Annotated in this window: 10 protein-coding genes; 6 read left to right on the forward strand and 4 right to left on the reverse strand. The window is 50.0% G+C overall.

From position 1 onward, the window contains the following. Positions 1-87 precede the first annotated feature (87 nt). Both ACNPAA_RS17045 and ACNPAA_RS17050 read right to left on the reverse strand, forming a co-directional pair. Positions 88-708 (reverse strand): bifunctional 4-hydroxy-2-oxoglutarate aldolase/2-dehydro-3-deoxy-phosphogluconate aldolase, encoded by a 621-nt coding sequence (locus ACNPAA_RS17045; RefSeq protein ID WP_244812442.1) that lies wholly within the window; start codon positions 706-708, stop codon positions 88-90. Beyond that, a complete protein-coding gene (locus ACNPAA_RS17050) occupies positions 701-1,051 on the reverse strand; it encodes a PfkB family carbohydrate kinase (RefSeq protein WP_408758956.1) in 351 nt (116 codons plus the stop codon). Before ACNPAA_RS17050 ends, ACNPAA_RS17045 begins: the two co-directional genes overlap by 8 nt. A 15-nt stretch (positions 1,052-1,066) precedes the next feature. Between ACNPAA_RS17050 and ACNPAA_RS17055 the strand changes: the two genes are divergently transcribed. Next, positions 1,067-1,282 carry an FCD domain-containing protein gene (locus ACNPAA_RS17055; RefSeq protein WP_235712607.1) on the forward strand — a complete coding sequence of 72 codons (216 nt, stop codon included), beginning with the start codon at positions 1,067-1,069 and terminating at the stop codon, positions 1,280-1,282. 604 nt (positions 1,283-1,886) lie between these two features. On the opposite strand, the gene umuC is transcribed toward ACNPAA_RS17055, so the two are convergent. Then, positions 1,887-3,146, reverse strand: a complete 1,260-nt coding sequence (umuC, locus tag ACNPAA_RS17060; protein WP_187268275.1) for a translesion error-prone DNA polymerase V subunit UmuC — start codon at positions 3,144-3,146, stop codon at positions 1,887-1,889. After that, a complete protein-coding gene (gene umuD, locus ACNPAA_RS17065) occupies positions 3,127-3,570 on the reverse strand; it encodes a translesion error-prone DNA polymerase V autoproteolytic subunit (RefSeq protein ID WP_201956055.1) in 444 nt (147 codons plus the stop codon). The genes umuC and umuD overlap by 20 nt, the downstream gene beginning before the upstream one ends. A gap of 292 nt (positions 3,571-3,862) precedes the next feature. Here umuD and brxF point away from each other — a divergent pair, with 292 nt between their 5' ends. The 5 genes from brxF to pglZ are packed head-to-tail and all read left to right on the forward strand — an operon-like array spanning position 3,863 to position 15,522. After that, the gene (gene brxF, locus ACNPAA_RS17070; protein ID WP_412674232.1) at positions 3,863-4,375 is read left to right on the forward strand and encodes a BREX-3 system P-loop-containing protein BrxF; all 513 of its coding nucleotides are present in this window, start codon (positions 3,863-3,865) and stop codon (positions 4,373-4,375) included. 2 nt (positions 4,376-4,377) lie between these two features. Further along, positions 4,378-8,103 (forward strand): DUF6079 family protein, encoded by a 3,726-nt coding sequence (locus ACNPAA_RS17075; protein WP_201940947.1) that lies wholly within the window; start codon positions 4,378-4,380, stop codon positions 8,101-8,103. 49 nt (positions 8,104-8,152) lie between these two features. Continuing rightward, positions 8,153-10,876, forward strand: a complete 2,724-nt coding sequence (locus ACNPAA_RS17080) for a DNA methyltransferase (RefSeq protein ID WP_417891894.1) — start codon at positions 8,153-8,155, stop codon at positions 10,874-10,876. Between the two features lie 6 nt (positions 10,877-10,882). After that, positions 10,883-13,681: a DEAD/DEAH box helicase gene (locus ACNPAA_RS17085; RefSeq protein WP_417891895.1), complete on the forward strand. Its 2,799-nt coding sequence runs from the start codon at positions 10,883-10,885 to the stop codon at positions 13,679-13,681. Between the two features lie 2 nt (positions 13,682-13,683). Beyond that, a complete protein-coding gene (gene pglZ / locus ACNPAA_RS17090) occupies positions 13,684-15,522 on the forward strand; it encodes a BREX-3 system phosphatase PglZ (protein WP_417891896.1) in 1,839 nt (612 codons plus the stop codon). Positions 15,523-15,597 lie beyond the last annotated feature (75 nt).

The following is a 15,597-nucleotide window of genomic DNA, read 5'->3' on the forward strand; positions in this document are numbered from 1 at the left end:
CTTGCAGGGCATAAAAAAGCCACTTCGCGGGAAGTGGCTCTTCAACACATCCGGGGGAGGGCAGACCTTCCCACGCTCAACCGATGATCACAGGGCCGCCACTGCCTCTCTTACCAGGGCGGCCAGCTCTTCCCACCTGCCCTCGTCGATGAGCTTGGCCGGCACCATCCAGGTGCCGCCGCAGGCGATCACGGCATTCAGCCCCAGATACTCCTTCAGATTGGCCGGCGTCACGCCGCCGGTGGGCATGAAGCGCACCGGATAGACGGCGCCCAGGGCCTTGAGCATGGCGGTGCCGCCAGACTGCTCGGCCGGGAAGAACTTGAGGTGGCGCAGCCCCATCTCCATGGCCTGCTCCACCAGGCTGGGGTTGTTGACCCCGGGGATGATGGTGACGTCCTTGTCCAGGCAGTACTGCACCGTGGTCGGGTTGAAGCCGGGGCTGACGATGAAGTCGGCGCCCGCCGCAACGGCCGCATCCACCTGCTCGCGGTTGAGCACGGTGCCGGCCCCGATCAGCAGATCCGGGTAGGCCGCGCGTATCTGGCGGATGGCCTCGGCGGCGGCGGGGGTGCGGAAGGTCACCTCGGCGGCGGGCAGGCCATTTTCCACCAGCACCCGGGCGAGAGGGACGGCCTGGGCAGCATCTTTCAGCGCGATGACGGGGATCACCTTGAGGGCTTCGAGGCGGGCGATGAGATCAGACATGGTGCGTTTCCTTGAGTGATGGCATGTGGGAGGGGGGAATGATGGCCCCCGGATACTGGATGACGGCCGCCGCCAGGCGGTGGCCTGCCCGGGCGGCGTCGGCGACGTCGGCCCCTTGCAGGCGTGCGGCGAGATAACCGGCGCTGAAGGAGTCGCCCGCCGCCGTGGTGTCGATCACCTGTTCGGGGGACAACCGCAGGGCGGCGATTTCGATCTGCTGCGCTGCCGTGACCACCAGGCAAGGCTCAGAGCCGCGCTTGACGACGATCTCGCCCACCCCGAAGCCCTGGCTCCCTGGCTGCATTGCGAGCGCAACCCCTACTGGCGCAAGCTCCACGAGCATATCGACGACAAGGCCATCTCCAGCTGGTGCGACGATCACGACCAGATCCTCAAGGCCCTGATGCGCAAGGATCCGCAGGCGGCCAAGCTGGCCATGTGGCAGCACCTGGAGAACACCAAGCAGATGCTCTTCCAGGCCACCATCTTCGATGACGAAATGGAGGATGACCGCTACCTCTTCTCCGAAAATCCCGTCGTTCATCTGACCCAGCCTTCCACTGCCAACGGCTAGTGGAAGATTCTCGGGGGCGAACCCTCGAGGTTGTTTCAACCCCATGGAGGCGCTGGGCTGATGGCGTGGCCCACAGCGCCCGGGCAAATTGCTGCTTCACTCGCCGGTTTTTGCTGGCGACGCCACCTGGAGCTGGCCCATGTCAAATGCAGCCACCCCCGCAGAGCCTTTGGCCTCAGGTCTGGTCATGCACTGTGCTCTTGGGGCGGTTACATCCTCTGAAAGCCAGAAAAAGGATACAAAAAGGGCCACTTCTTGCGAAGTGGCCCTTTCCAAACGTTTGGTGGGCTGGGGGATGTTGAACCTAATGACTAACTAATTGATCTTAAATTAAAATCGCCAATTCAGAAAATTAATATATGCCTAACCGTATGCCTAACATCAGAACTTCTGCAATAACATAGTGTTATCTGGGCTGGAATGGTCATATGTGGTTAATTGGCCGTGGAGGAAATTTTAACTCTCACCTTTCTCAAAAGGTAACTGACTCTTGCGAAAGTTGGCGCTCTCTGTTGTATCAGTTCCTCGTTTGGAAAAAAATTTCCCGTCCAAAATTTACCTGTCCAGCGAGCTTTGAATAGACTGTTTCAACCTTCTGTGGCTTTTACCTCGCCACCGGCAGGTCCTCCCAGCGGGTGGTGTAACAGGGGCTCAGGTGCTCTTGTCGCATCATCCACTCAGGCGACCCAGTGCCTTGGCTGGCAAAGCCTACGCGCCCCAATCCCTTGGCTTTGATCTGGTCCATCACTGCCATCAGCGCATCTGATTGAGCGGAGGACGGGGCAAAGAGATCTGCCTGTTGTTGCCCCTTGGGGGTGAACTCACTCAGCATGACGCCCCCCTTCTGATAACGGTAACCGTCGCGCCAAATCTGCGGTAGAAGCACGTTCACTTGCTGCAGCAGCAACCGGGTATCATCGCTAGGGCAGACCAGCCGGACGCCAGCCTGCTCACTGTAGTAAGGCGCTCGTTCGTCAAAGGGGCTGGTTCGCACGAACAGGTGCACCCGCTGGCAACACATCCCCTCGGCCCGCAGCTTCTCGGCTGCGCGAGCCATAAAGCCTGACAATGCTTGGGCCATTTCTCCACGGTCAGTCACGCGCTCACCAAAGGAACGGCTCGAGAGGATCTGCAGCTTCGCCGCCGGTTCAACGGTCAGCTCTGCGCAAGGCAGGCCACGCAGCTCCTGTACGATCCGCTCGACCACCACGCCGTATTGGGCGCGTAACCCTTTGGCATCGCTAGCCACCAGGTCAGCCACGGTGTTGATGCCTTGTGCCACCAACTTGGCCCCCAAGCGCCGTCCTATGCCCCACACCTCGTCCACCGGGGTGATAGCCATCAGCCGGGCACGGCGCAGCTCGTCACGCAAGTCCACGACGCCGCCCGTGGCAGGCCACTTCTTGGCTGCATAGTTGGCCAGCTTGGCGAGGGTCTTGGTGGGGCCGATCCCAACCCCTACCGTGAGGCCGGTCCACTGCCAAACTCGCTGCCGGATCTGTTGCCCATAGGCTGTCAGGTCCCCGGCAAACGACTCTGACAGTGACAGGAATGCTTCATCGATGGAGTAGACCTCCAGCTCGGGGGCCATGGTCTCCAACGTGCTCATCACCCTGCCAGACATGTCTCCATAGAGCGCGTAGTTGGAGCTGAATGCCACACCGCCATGCGCCTCGAACTGCTCGCGGATCTTGAAGTAGGGCCCGGCCATCTTGATACCCAGCGCCTTGGCTTCGGGGCTGCGCGACACCACGCATCCATCGTTGTTGGAGAGCACAACGATCGGGCGGCCACGCAGCTCAGGGCGAAACAGCCGCTCACAGCTGGCGTAGAAGTTGTTTACATCAACGAGCGCTATAGCCATCACGCTGTCTCAGATTGCCAATCACATGGGTGACCACTCCGAACAACTCCAGGGAGAGGCTCATACAAGGGTCGATAGGCGTGAACGCCGGATTGGCTGGCAACAGCCGCAACCTCGGCTTGAGCTGCAAGGTCTTTACCGTGAAGCCGCCATCGAGTAGTGCAATCACCACATCACCATGTCGCGGGGTGAGGCTCTTATCGACCACCAGCAAGTCACCGGGAAAGATGCCGACCCCGGTCATGCTCTCCCCCTCGGCACGCAGATAGAAGGTTGCTGCAGGGTGGGCCACGCAGTGGGTGTTGAGGTCCAACTTCCCTTCCAGATAATCGCTGGCTGGGCTGGGAAAACCGCAAGAGGCGCGGTGCAAGAACAGCGGGATGGTCACCTCGGCGGGTGATGGGTCTGGGATTAACAGCTTCATGGCAACAACACCTGTATTTATATACAGGCATTATAGCGCACCACCTTTGAACCAGCGCAAGTCCCGCATGCCACTGATGGCGTACCATGGCGCTAATAGATAACAAAGAAGTCAGTATTGGTCACAATCTGTGTCTCAGCCTTGAATCCAGCTGGGTGGTTATGTGGATCCCAAGTCAGTTGGAGAGCCGGGGCGATTCATAAAGACACGCTATCTCACGGTTTCTGATGAGACAGACCAAGTTGAAATCGCTAGAATATGCCAATTTATTTGTGTCATTAAGCAGAGAGCGATGCTCGGGCAACCAATCCATGTAACAAGCGTATCTTCGGCATACGAGCTGCAAGCGGAAGCCAACAAGGCCCTGTTGAGAATGAGTGTCCAATCTAGCGCCTTGGTGCTAGTCATCAACTCACCTACACAAATCATCAGGTCTGCTCGTCAAACAGAAGGGCTGACATATCTTGAGCTTTCAGAACAGTTATGTGAGCGGCTGTTACCGCTATCATGCAATGACCGGTCTCGCCATGTTTCAGACATCATTGCTCAAATGCTGAATGGCATAGCGTCTGATGTTGTATGGCTAGACCGGATCCAAGTTTTGTTTGAGCCAACGTTGGAACTAGACCCACTGCGTCAGCTCCAAGATTTAGCTCGCCTCAAACCTATCGTAGCCATCTGGCCTGGTCAGATTACAGAACGATTTCTAACCTTTTCCGTCCCCGGACGGGACGACTATCAATCTTACTCTGCGAATGATTTGGCCAATGTGCCTATCATTCACGTTACCGAGCAAAGGGGATAAAAATGAAAAAGTACGGGGAGCTCATTCAGTTTGAGCCCGTCACCACCATCATCAAACTCAAAGAGTCGGCAGAACAGTCAAAGGCTCAACAGTTGGTGGCCTCATATGTAATCTCGGACAAAATGTCGCAAAAGCTGGCGGACATCATCATCCCACAACTGCAGTTTGAAGAGTCCGTTGATAACAAATCTCTCTGGGTAGTCGGTAACTACGGTTCCGGTAAATCACATTTGATGTCGGTGATCTCGGCCGTCGCAGAGTTTCCAGAACTGGCCCAGTTCATCACCAATAACAAGGTTCGCGAAGCTGCGAACAAGATTTCAGGCAAGTTCAAAGTCATCCGCTTTGAAGTCGGTGCTAGCAAAAAAGCCTTTGCCGATATTGTCACAGATAACCTGACATCTGGCCTGGCTGAGATGGGTATTGACTACCAATTTCCGGCTATGGATGAGATCTCATCCAATCATAAACCCTACTTTGAAGAGATGATGGCGCTGTTTCACGAGCGTTATCCCGACCAAGGTTTGCTGCTGATTTGTGACGAGATCCTCGATTACCTGCGCTCTCGTAATCAGCAGCAACTGCCGTTGGATATGGCCATGATGCGTGTGATGGGTGAAGTTATCGATGGTACCCGTTTCCGTTTCATCTGCGGTGTGCAAGAAGCTATCTTCGATAGCACGCAACTTGCATTCGCCACTCAAGAAGTCAAACGTATCCGTGATCGGGCCGAACAGGTGCTGATTACCCGTGACGATATCAAATATGTCGTCGCTGAACGTCTGCTCAAAAAAGATGCCCAGCAATTGCATTGGATCCGCGAATATCTGCAGCAATTCACCCCCTGCTTTGAGCGCATGAACGAACGCCTCGACGAGTTTGTGCGCATGTTCCCAGTGCACCCTGACTACATCAACACCTTCGAGCGAGTTCGGGGCGCGGGTATTGAGCAACGCCAGGTACTGCGTAGCCTCTCGCGCCAGATGCAAGCCTTGATGGAACAGGTTGTACCTGTCGATAAGCCGGGAGTGTTTTCTTACGACACTTACTGGGATGAGCTCAGAGGCGACCCTAGCGCCAAAACCAACCCAGAGATCGGTCAGGTTATTGAGGTCGGTGAGACCCTGTTTACGCGAATCGATCAAGCCTATCCCACCGCGACAGAGATCGATTTTGCCAAGCGCTTGGTCGCCGGATTGGCCATCCATCGTTTGTCCGTGGGTGATGTCTATAACGAGATGGGGGCTACAGCCGCCGAACTGCGTGATTCCCTTTGCCTCTATCTACCCGGCATCGAAAAGTTGCCAGGGGAAAAGAGCAAAAATTTGGAAACCCAGATCGTTGCGGTATTGACCAAGATCCGCAAAACCGTCAACGGCCAGTTCTTCTCGAAGAACAAGGCCAATGATCAGTTTTTTTTGGATTTGAAAAAGACCGAAGATTTTGATGCCTATATCGAAAACAAGGTGCCCTTGCTGACCGATGACAGCCGTAATGGTGCTTATCGTGAAGCCATGCTGCAAATCCTGGAGGAAACTGATACCCAGCAACCGAATATTCAGATGTGGCGGCACGAGCTCAAATGGTTGGAGCGTAACGTCAACCGCCCCGGCTGGATGTTCCTCGGCTCTCCTAATGAGCGCGAGACAGCCAAACCGCCGCTCGACTATTACATGTACTTTATTCAGCCCTACAACCCGCCCAAGCTGAAAAAAGAGTTTATCCGTAGCGATGAAGTGCTGTTTGTCCTGCAAAACGCCGACGCCGAGTTTGATCGTTGCTTGAACTACTACGCAGCAGCTATCGACTTACATGCTTCGGCCACGGGCAATGCCAAGAATGTGTACAAACTCAAGGCTGAAGGCTATCTCAGAGAGATGCAGACTTGGCTAAAGAGCCACTTCAAGGATGCCTATATTGCCCAATACGATGGGCAAAGTAAGCCGATGATGGACTGGATCAAAGGCACCTCGGTTCGCAGTATTTCCGGGCTTGGCGATAGCCAGATCGGCAGTCTCAAAGATATCTTCGAAGCCGTTGCCAGCAACATTTTGGCCAATCACTTTGAAGCGTTGGCGCCCGAGTATCCCACCTTCAGCCAATGGATCACCTACGAGAACATCGAAAGTGCAGCCAAAGATGCGTTAAGTGTGGTCTCCGGTGGGGCTTCAACCAAGCGCGCCAATGCCGTGCTCGATGCACTGGAATTACTCGATGGTGATAAAATCGCTCCACTACAATCGCGCTACGGCCAAGCCGTTTTGGCCGTCTTGCAAAACAAGCAACAAGGGCAAGTGGTCAACCAGGCAGAGTTGTTGGAGGCTATCAATTCCCGCCTCTACTTTAAGCCAGATAGCTTCCGCCTGGAGCCAGAATGGCTTCTGGTGCTGATCGCCTGTTTGGTTTACAGCGGTGAGCTTGAGTTGGTGGTGGTCGGCCATACCTTGACCGCCAGCGATGTGGTCAAGTTCAAGTCCATCGCCTTTGATGTGCTCAGAGACTTTAAACATATCCAGGCGCCCAAGGATTTTAATATCACCGCCTTAAAAGCCCTACTCACCCTGCTGGAGATGAACGATGGCCTAGCCACCTCAATTCAGCAAGGCGATGAAGACGTGGTGCGTGAAATGTTAAAGCGCACCGAGGTACTGATTAACGAGCTAGTCAAAGGGCAGCAGAGCGTTAAGGATCGCTTGCCACTGTGGGGGCAATCAGTACTGGAAGAGAGCGAGGAGCAGACGCTCTCTACCCAGCTGAGCGAGCTGAAGAACTTTTTGGAAACCATTGCGCGCTACGATAAACCCGGCAAGCTGAAAAACCTTAAGGTGACGGCGGCTGACATCGCCACATACCAGCAGATGCTGCAGGCATGGCACAACTTTGTGCAGCTTAAAACCGTAGTGGGCGATCTAACCCCCTTATGCGCCTACCTCAAAGAGGCGCAGCAGGTACTGCCTGAATCACACGCTTGGCAAGAGCAAGTCAAGCAGGCGCGTGATGCCTTACGGCAAGGTTTGGCCAATCCGTCGCTGCGTGGTGATGACAGCTTTAAGGCCGAGCAAATCAACACGTTGTCGGCACTGAAAACCGACTATGCCAAACACTATGTTGAGCTCTATATGCGAGCGCGTCTTGACGGCAACGAAGAGAAGACCAAAGCCAAGCTGCTGAATGACGAACGCTTGAATGAGTTGGAGATCTTAAGTGGTATCGCCTTGCTCCCGGCTCAGCAACTAGCCGAGTGGCGTAAAGATGCTGCGCAATTGCAAGCAGCAAAGCCTATCGACCCTAAGCTGCTGGCGATGAATGCCAACCCCATGGAGTTCAATGCTCGCCAAGAGATCGGCAAAGCTCCAGCCAGTGAACAATTGAAAAGCCTGGAGCAACGGCTCGATAGCCTGCAAAGTGATTGGCTCAGTAACCTGAGCAGCCTGCTTGATGACCCCTTTATTAATCTGGATCTGCTCAAATCAGAACAGGCGCAGTTAATACGTAATTTTATTCAGCAAGGTCAGCTACCTGACCCATTAGATTTCAGCTTTGTACAGATTGTGAACTTGGTATTGGCTGGTTTAGAAGAGGTGCGAATTAGCACCACGGACCTGGTGAAAGGGCTCGGACAAGGACTTCCTCTCAGTCACAAAGAAGTGAGTGATCGTTTCAATCAACTGCTTGCCAAGCTCTGTCAGGGCAAGGATATCGCGAAAGTTCGTATCATCATCGATTAATAAAAAATCGCTGGTGTGGTATTAAACCGCACCAGCTATAGGAAGTACCATGCAACAAGACAGTTTATTTCCCAGTGATATGCCACAACCTGATCAGGTGTCAAACCCTGTGACCTGCTTGGGAAAAACTTTTGCCAGCGATCAGGCTCGCCGTGACTATTTTTTAGCCCTGTTAGCGGAAAAACTAAAAGATCCTGAATTTCGTAAAGTTGAAGGTTTTCCCATCGGCAGTGATGTGGATATTTTAAACCTAAGCGACCCACCGTATTACACTGCTTGCCCAAATCCATTCCTTGATGAGTTTATTGTTAATGATAGCAGTAAATTATCGATAGATGGTTCTTACAAAAGAGAACCTCTTGCTAGTGATGTTAGTCAAGGAAAAAATGAACCAATATATAATGTCCATTCTTATCCAACAAAGGTTCCACCAGGAGCGATCAGACCATTAATAGATCATTTTTGTCGTGATGGTGATGTCATTCTAGATCCATTTTGTGGTACAGGAATGACTGGTGTTGCGGCTCTTGAGTCCTCTCGCGATGTTCAGGTAATTCTTCAGGATTTATCTCCCACTGCTACACATATAGCAGCATCTGTTCAAAGTGGTCATGAATCAAGACAATTTCAACAAGTAGCTAAAAAGATACTAGATGAAGTTAGACAAGATTTAGGTTGGATGTACTCTACTAATTCATCAGGAAATGATGATGAGGTTAGGTATTTTGTATGGTCAGACGTTTATCTTTGTGCTCATTGTAGTGCAGACGTCCTCATATGGGATATAGAGGGAGCGCAGTCTATTGGTGGTCTTAAAGAAATGGTTCCTTGCCCATCATGCGGTAGTCATGTATCAAAGCAATCAATGTCACCAAAATTAGAAAATATATTTGATCCAATACTTAAAAAACCAATACAGAGGATAAAAAGCATACCTGTGCTTAAGGCTGTAGCATCTATTTATGGTGGTAGAAACTTGAGGAAGTTGCCGATCTCAGATTTCGATATTGATATGCTTAAGAAAATAGATGAAATATCCATTGGGGATGTTGTAAAAACACAGAAGATGCTATTTAAAGATGGATGTTGGGGTGAGCAATGGAGATCCAGTTATCATACTGGTGTCACGAATTCACACCATTTTTATACTTTAAGAAATTATTTGATAATAAATGAGATTTGGAATCGAATAGATAGAGTGGAATTAAGTCAGTTAAAGTCAAAGCTGGTGTTTTGGTTTACGGCATCGCTTTCTCGTGTATCGAGACTTAATCGATACATGCAGCAGCACAATCGACATGTAGGCCCCTTAGCTGGTACTTTGTTTATCGGTCCGATTCAAGCTGAGATATCGCCATTTTATTTTTTCTCTGAAAAAATCAAGGATCTTTCAGCAGCATTGATTGACTTGCCATATCAAAAAAAATATGCAGTTTCGACAGGTAGCTCGGCATCTATTAACCTGCCGGATAACTCAATTGATTTTATTTTTACTGATCCTCCTTTTGGGGATAATCTAATTTACTCTGAATTAAACTTTTTGATTGAGTCATGGTTGAATGTTTTTACAAAACAGCAACAAGAAGCGGTTATTGCAAAAACACAAGGGAAAGACCTTAAAGAATTTGAAGTGATCATGAAGAGGGTTTTTGCGGAGTGTTATCGTGTTCTTAAACCAGGGCATTGGATTGTTGTTGAATTCCATAACTCTAGGAATTCAGTTTGGGCTGCTATACAAGAGGCATTAGGTGTTGCTGGTTTTGTCATTGCGGATGTTAGAACTCTAGATAAAAAGAAAGGGACAACAAAACAGCTAACGCAAGCCGGTACGGTTAAACAGGATTTAATTATTTCTGCATACAAACAAAATTACGATTTTGAAAGTAGTTTTAAATTGAATGCAGGGACTGAGGATGGAGTATGGAGTTTTGTTCGTTCTCATCTTGAGAACTTGCCTGTATTTGTTGATAAAAATGGACGTTCAGAAGTTCTTTTTGAACGTAAAGAATACTTGTTGTATGACCGTATGTTAGCATTTCATGTGCAACGAGGGATTACTGTACCATACAGTGCATCAGCCTTTTACAAAGGATTAGAAGAACGTTTTTATAAGCGTGATGGAATGTATTTTTTACCTAGTCAAGCTGTAGAGTATGATAAAAACAGAGCTTCATCCGTTGGGGTTGAACAAATAAAGTTATTTATTACAGATGAAGCATCGGCTCGTCAATGGTTGAGAGATACGCTTAAAGATAAACCTCAGTCATTTCAAGAGTTACACCCTCATTTCATGAAAGAAATTAGCGGGTGGAGTAAAACCGAAAAGCGTTTAGAGCTTTTAATGTTGCTTGAACAAAACTTCTTACGTTACGACGGTAAAGATGAAATCCCTCATCAAATATTGTCAAATATCATGGCTAACTCGAAAGAACTGAATGAAGTGGGAAGGCGTGATCCTAAACTGAAAATCAAAGCAAAAGACTGTTGGTACGTTCCTGACCCCAATGAGGCCGGTGACTTGGAGAAGTTGCGCGAAAAATCCTTGCTTAAGGAGTTTGAAGAGTACAAGGCTGCCAAGAAAAAACTCAAAGTGTTCCGTATAGAAGCTGTGCGAGTGGGCTTTAAGAAATTCTGGGAACAGCAGGAGTTTGCCGCCTTGATCTCCGTGGCCGAGAAATTGCCCAACAATGTGCTGGAAGAGGATCCGGTATTGCTGATGTACTACGACCAGGCAGTGACTCTAAGCCAGGTCGATGCTGACGATGAGTGGTAAACCGCCATGTGGCAGGTAGGAGACTGGGCTTGGAGCCAGGCTCATCAACAGTATGTCAAAGTGATTGAAACCGCTGGCCTCTGGGGCCTGCGGTTTTATCGCGTTTGGTTGCAGCAACAAGATGTGGTACTCAAGGTACCGGCTGTCGATCTCACCCCTCGGCCCGCACAGCCAGTGGTGACGGCTGAGGCATTCTGCTATCTAGCCACTGCCGCGAAAATTGCCAACGCTCAGCAAGAAGACACACTGTTAGCCCCGATCGAATCAAATGTGATCCCGCTACCACATCAACTCAAGGCGCTCACCAAGGCGATGAGTAAAAAACAGGTGCGTTATCTGTTTGCCGATGAAGTTGGCCTGGGAAAAACCATCGAAGCTGGGCTGGTGATGCGAGAGTTGAAATTGCGCGGCTTGGCCAAGCGCATTTTGGTCTGTGCGCCAAAAGGGTTGGTTAGTCAGTGGGTCAGCGAAATGCAGACTCACTTTAACGAGTCATTTCAGCTGCTGCTGCCCAGTGAGCAAAAACCGCAACATGAGCAGGAGAATATCTGGTCGCGCCATGATCAGGTGGTCTGCCCGGTTGACAGTATCAAGCCCATCGAAAGCCGCAAAGGCTGGACACTTAAACAGCTAAATGAATACAACAAGTTACGGTTTGATGATCTGTTGGCCGCCGGGTGGGATCTGATCGTCATTGATGAAGCACATCGGCTCGGCGGCAGTACCGATCAGGTCGCTCGCTACAAGTTGGGTCAGGGACTGGCCGACGTCGCCCCCTACCTGTTGCTGCTTTCCGCCACTCCCCATCAAGGCAAAAGTGATGCCTTCCATCGCCTGATGGCACTTCTGGATGCCGAAGCCTTCCCGGATGTGGGCTCTGTGACCCAAGAGCGGGTGCAACCCTTTGTGGTCCGCACTGAAAAGCGGATCGCCATTGATGGCGAAGGCAAACAGCTGTTTAACCCCCGACAAACCGAACTGGTCGCGGTGGCTTGGCAAGATCAGCATGCCTTGCAGCGTCATCTCTACGAAGAGGTCACCGAGTACATCAAGGAGGGTTACAATCAGGCGCAAGCCAAACAGCAAAATGCCATTGGCTTTTTAATGATCCTGATGCAGCGCTTGGTTAGCTCCAGCAGTGCGGCCATCGCCCGCACCCTTGCTCGCCGACTCCATGTGTTGGAAAACAAGCGGGTTGAAGAGGAGTTGCCCCTTGCCTTTGCCGATGAGTGGGCAGATCTGGATGGTCAAGCCCAGTTGGATGAGTTATTAGCACAGTGTCAAGCCTCACTGGAGAATGAGAAAAATGAGGTTCGCCGCCTACTAGCATTAGCGGAGCAGTGCGTCAGTGCCGAAAATGATGCCAAAGCCGAAGCGCTGCTCGAGTGGTTATACCGACTCCAGCAAGAAGAGGGTAACCCACATCTGAAGATGTTGGTGTTTACCGAGTTTGTGCCAACCCAAGAGATGCTAGTCCAGTTCTTTATTGAACGGGGGATCAGTGTGGTCTGTCTCAACGGCTCAATGGATCTGGCAGAGCGCAAAAAAGTGCAAGCCGCCTTTGCCAGTGACATCCGCATTCTGATCTCCACCGATGCCGGTGGTGAAGGTTTGAACCTGCAGTTCTGCCATGTAATTGTGAACTACGATATGCCCTGGAACCCGATGCGCATGGAACAGCGAATTGGCCGCGTCGACCGTATCGGCCAACGGCATATCGTTCGAGCCCTGAATTTCGTGCTTGAAGATACTGTCGAGCACAGGGTTCGTGAAGTTCTCGAGACCAAGTTGCAGATCATCCTGGATGAGTTTGGTGTTGATAAGACCAGCGATGTCTTGGACTCCTCCGCCGCCAATCATTTGTTTGATGAATTGTTTATCGCCTCTATCACGGATCCTACGTTAATGGATCAGGAGCTAGCCAAAGCCTTGGCTACATTAAGAGACGGCGCAGTCGATAAGCGGCAGCAGGATGCGCTGTTTGGCGGTGATGATCCCTTATCTGCCGACGACTATCGCCAAGCCCTGAACCACCCGCTGCCTTATTGGATACAGAGCATGGTTGCCAATTACTTGCGTTGGCAACGCAGCATGCAGCAATCGACAGATTTCATTGAGGATCAGGAAGGTGGACATACTCTAATCTGGCCTGATGGCACAGCATGGAGTGGCGTCACCTTTATGGGTAAAGAGGCCCAGCAACGACCCGAGCTTACTCATCTCACATTGGAAAACCCCAAGATCAGAGGGCTATGTAGCCAATTGCCGGTCTGGAGTGAAGCACAACAGATCCCCTGTGTCAGGGTAAAGTCGTTACCAGCGGGAGCCAATGGTTACTGGGCATTGTGGAGTATCCGCCTGGTGGCAGGCCAAGAGCGTCGCTGCCAATACATGCCGGTCTATATCAAACCGAATGGTCAGTATTATGCTACTGCGTCGCAGCGAGTCTGGGATGCGGTCTGTAGTAAAGAGTTCGACATCTTGCCTCAAGAGTTGGCCGCCGCACCGGCTGAACATCAGTCAGTCTATACCCTGCTACATCAGGCAGCGCAACAGGAAGGCAAAACGATTTTCGAGAGCATGTTGGCTGCCACTCAGACTGATCTAGATAACCAGTATGAGAAAGGCGAATACTCATTTAACTCACGAAAACGCGCGATAGAGCGCGTTGGATTACCAGAGGTTCGTCAATACCGTTTGCGTCAACTTAATAGTGAATATGCACTGTGGCGTCAGGAGCTGGACAAAAAGCGCAACGCGATTCCGGACATGATGCTGCACGCCGTTTTTGAAATTAAAGGATGAATATGACTTGGCAGGATGATGTTATTCAAAAAGTAAACTTGGATGGTTCGTTTGTTTACATCGTTAACGATCCTGATGGACTGCTCTTTGAGCCTAAAATATCCTCTGCCTTGCAAAAAAAGGATGCAATTTTATTTGATGACAAGGATCCTCTCGCACTTCGACTAACGTATGAAGCATGGAGGAAACGGACTAAAAAAAACTCTCTCTTAATCCGTCTGGATCAAGAGGGAGAGCTATTTATCCCCTGTGACATTCAGGTCGACTCAAGTCAAATTAACTTTCACTTATCTGAGTTTTTTCAAGACATTGATTTATCGGCCATCAGATTGCTCCCTGCATCGCTACTCCAGTCGGCAATGGATGCACTGAAATTATATACGCCTGGCAAACTGAATCTGCAGTCCAGCCTCGACTTCTTACTTCGCCATATTTATCGCATAGCCCCTGAAACGATCCAAACTAATACAGACCTTGTTAGGCTGTTAATCAGAAAACACTATGTTGGTATTGAGATGCCAACGCAGATTGAAGAGCGCCTCATTCGCCTGCTCAGTCTTTCGCCGAAATTTAAATGCTGGGACTTTAATGCATTAATTCCAAACAAGAGTGCATTTTTTGATTTCTTGCAGCAACAATGGGAAATGTATCTGCATAGTGAGTTACCTAATGCTATTGCAAGTACGGCGTGGCCAAGCGAGAAACTTGTAGTACCATTTGCAGATAGTGACATCCGTGTTTTTATTGACAATTTGTTTGCCGAGGGCATTATCAAACCGGTGAAAACAGACGGCCTGCCCGCAGGACATTGGGCCTGGTTTGGTATAGCTAAAGAGCCTGAGATAACCGAACGCGAACGGATAAGCCTTTTATTGAAAAATACCAAGGCTTACTTTGAACAATGTGAGTTAGAAAGTATTAACACTGAATTTTGGTTTGAGCAATCCCACTCGCTTGGGATTATGAATGCATTGTTTTATGAAAACAAAAAACAACCTCCTGTTGCTGCTCTTTTCGAAGAAATAAAGAAATTAAACACCACTGCAGATTTTCTATTTCAGAAATGGCTACGTTTAAATTTTATAAAATTACAAACTACTCCCACGGTTCGCTATCCTGCAATGTTGCATAAAGTCCCTGATTGGCTATCACGGCGCGTGGATAGTGGCAAAAAAATATGTCTATTGGTTTTAGATGGCATGGGCGCTCGACAGTGGCCATTATTGCGTAATCACTTGCAGATGTGTGCTAATATATCTTTGGAAGAACATGCCTGTTTCTCTTGGGTTCCAACGATTACATCCATATCACGACAGGCCTTATTCTCTGGCAAGAAGCCTTTTGCCTTTGCAGAGTCTTTACTGACTACCAGCAAAGAGGAGCAGCTATGGCTGGATTATTGGCAGGGTAAAGGTTTAGCCAAACGCGAAATTAATTATGCCAAAAAAATTGAGTCGTTATCAAATGACGCATGGCAAGACTTGATAACTCCACCAAGCGTTAAAGTAGCCGGGTTCGTCATAAATTTTATTGATGAGCAAATGCACGGTATAAAAAATGGAATGTCTGCTTTGAATATGGTCGTAGATGGCTGGCTAACCGACTGGAAATTCAAAGAAAAAATTGCAGAATTATTAGACAAAGGCTTTGAAATTATCATTACTTCAGATCATGGCAGCCAGGAAGCGACGGGAATCGGATATATCAATGAGGGAGTGAAAGCTGATACCAGAGGCGAACGAGTACGGATCTACCACGATCCTGCATTACGTGACAGTACTGCTCAAGCCTGCCACATGTACAGAACCTTAAGCGGCAAGCGAATTAATAATACCGTCTAACGTGTTGTTTTGCTTGGATTTTCTCTGCCTACTCTTTTTGCCGTTTTTGGATAAATACACCATTGCCCACTCCAA

This window comes from Aeromonas sp. PS2Canimalfood6, assembly GCF_048276795.1.
GTDB classification, from domain to species: Bacteria; Pseudomonadota; Gammaproteobacteria; order Enterobacterales; family Aeromonadaceae; genus Aeromonas; species Aeromonas caviae.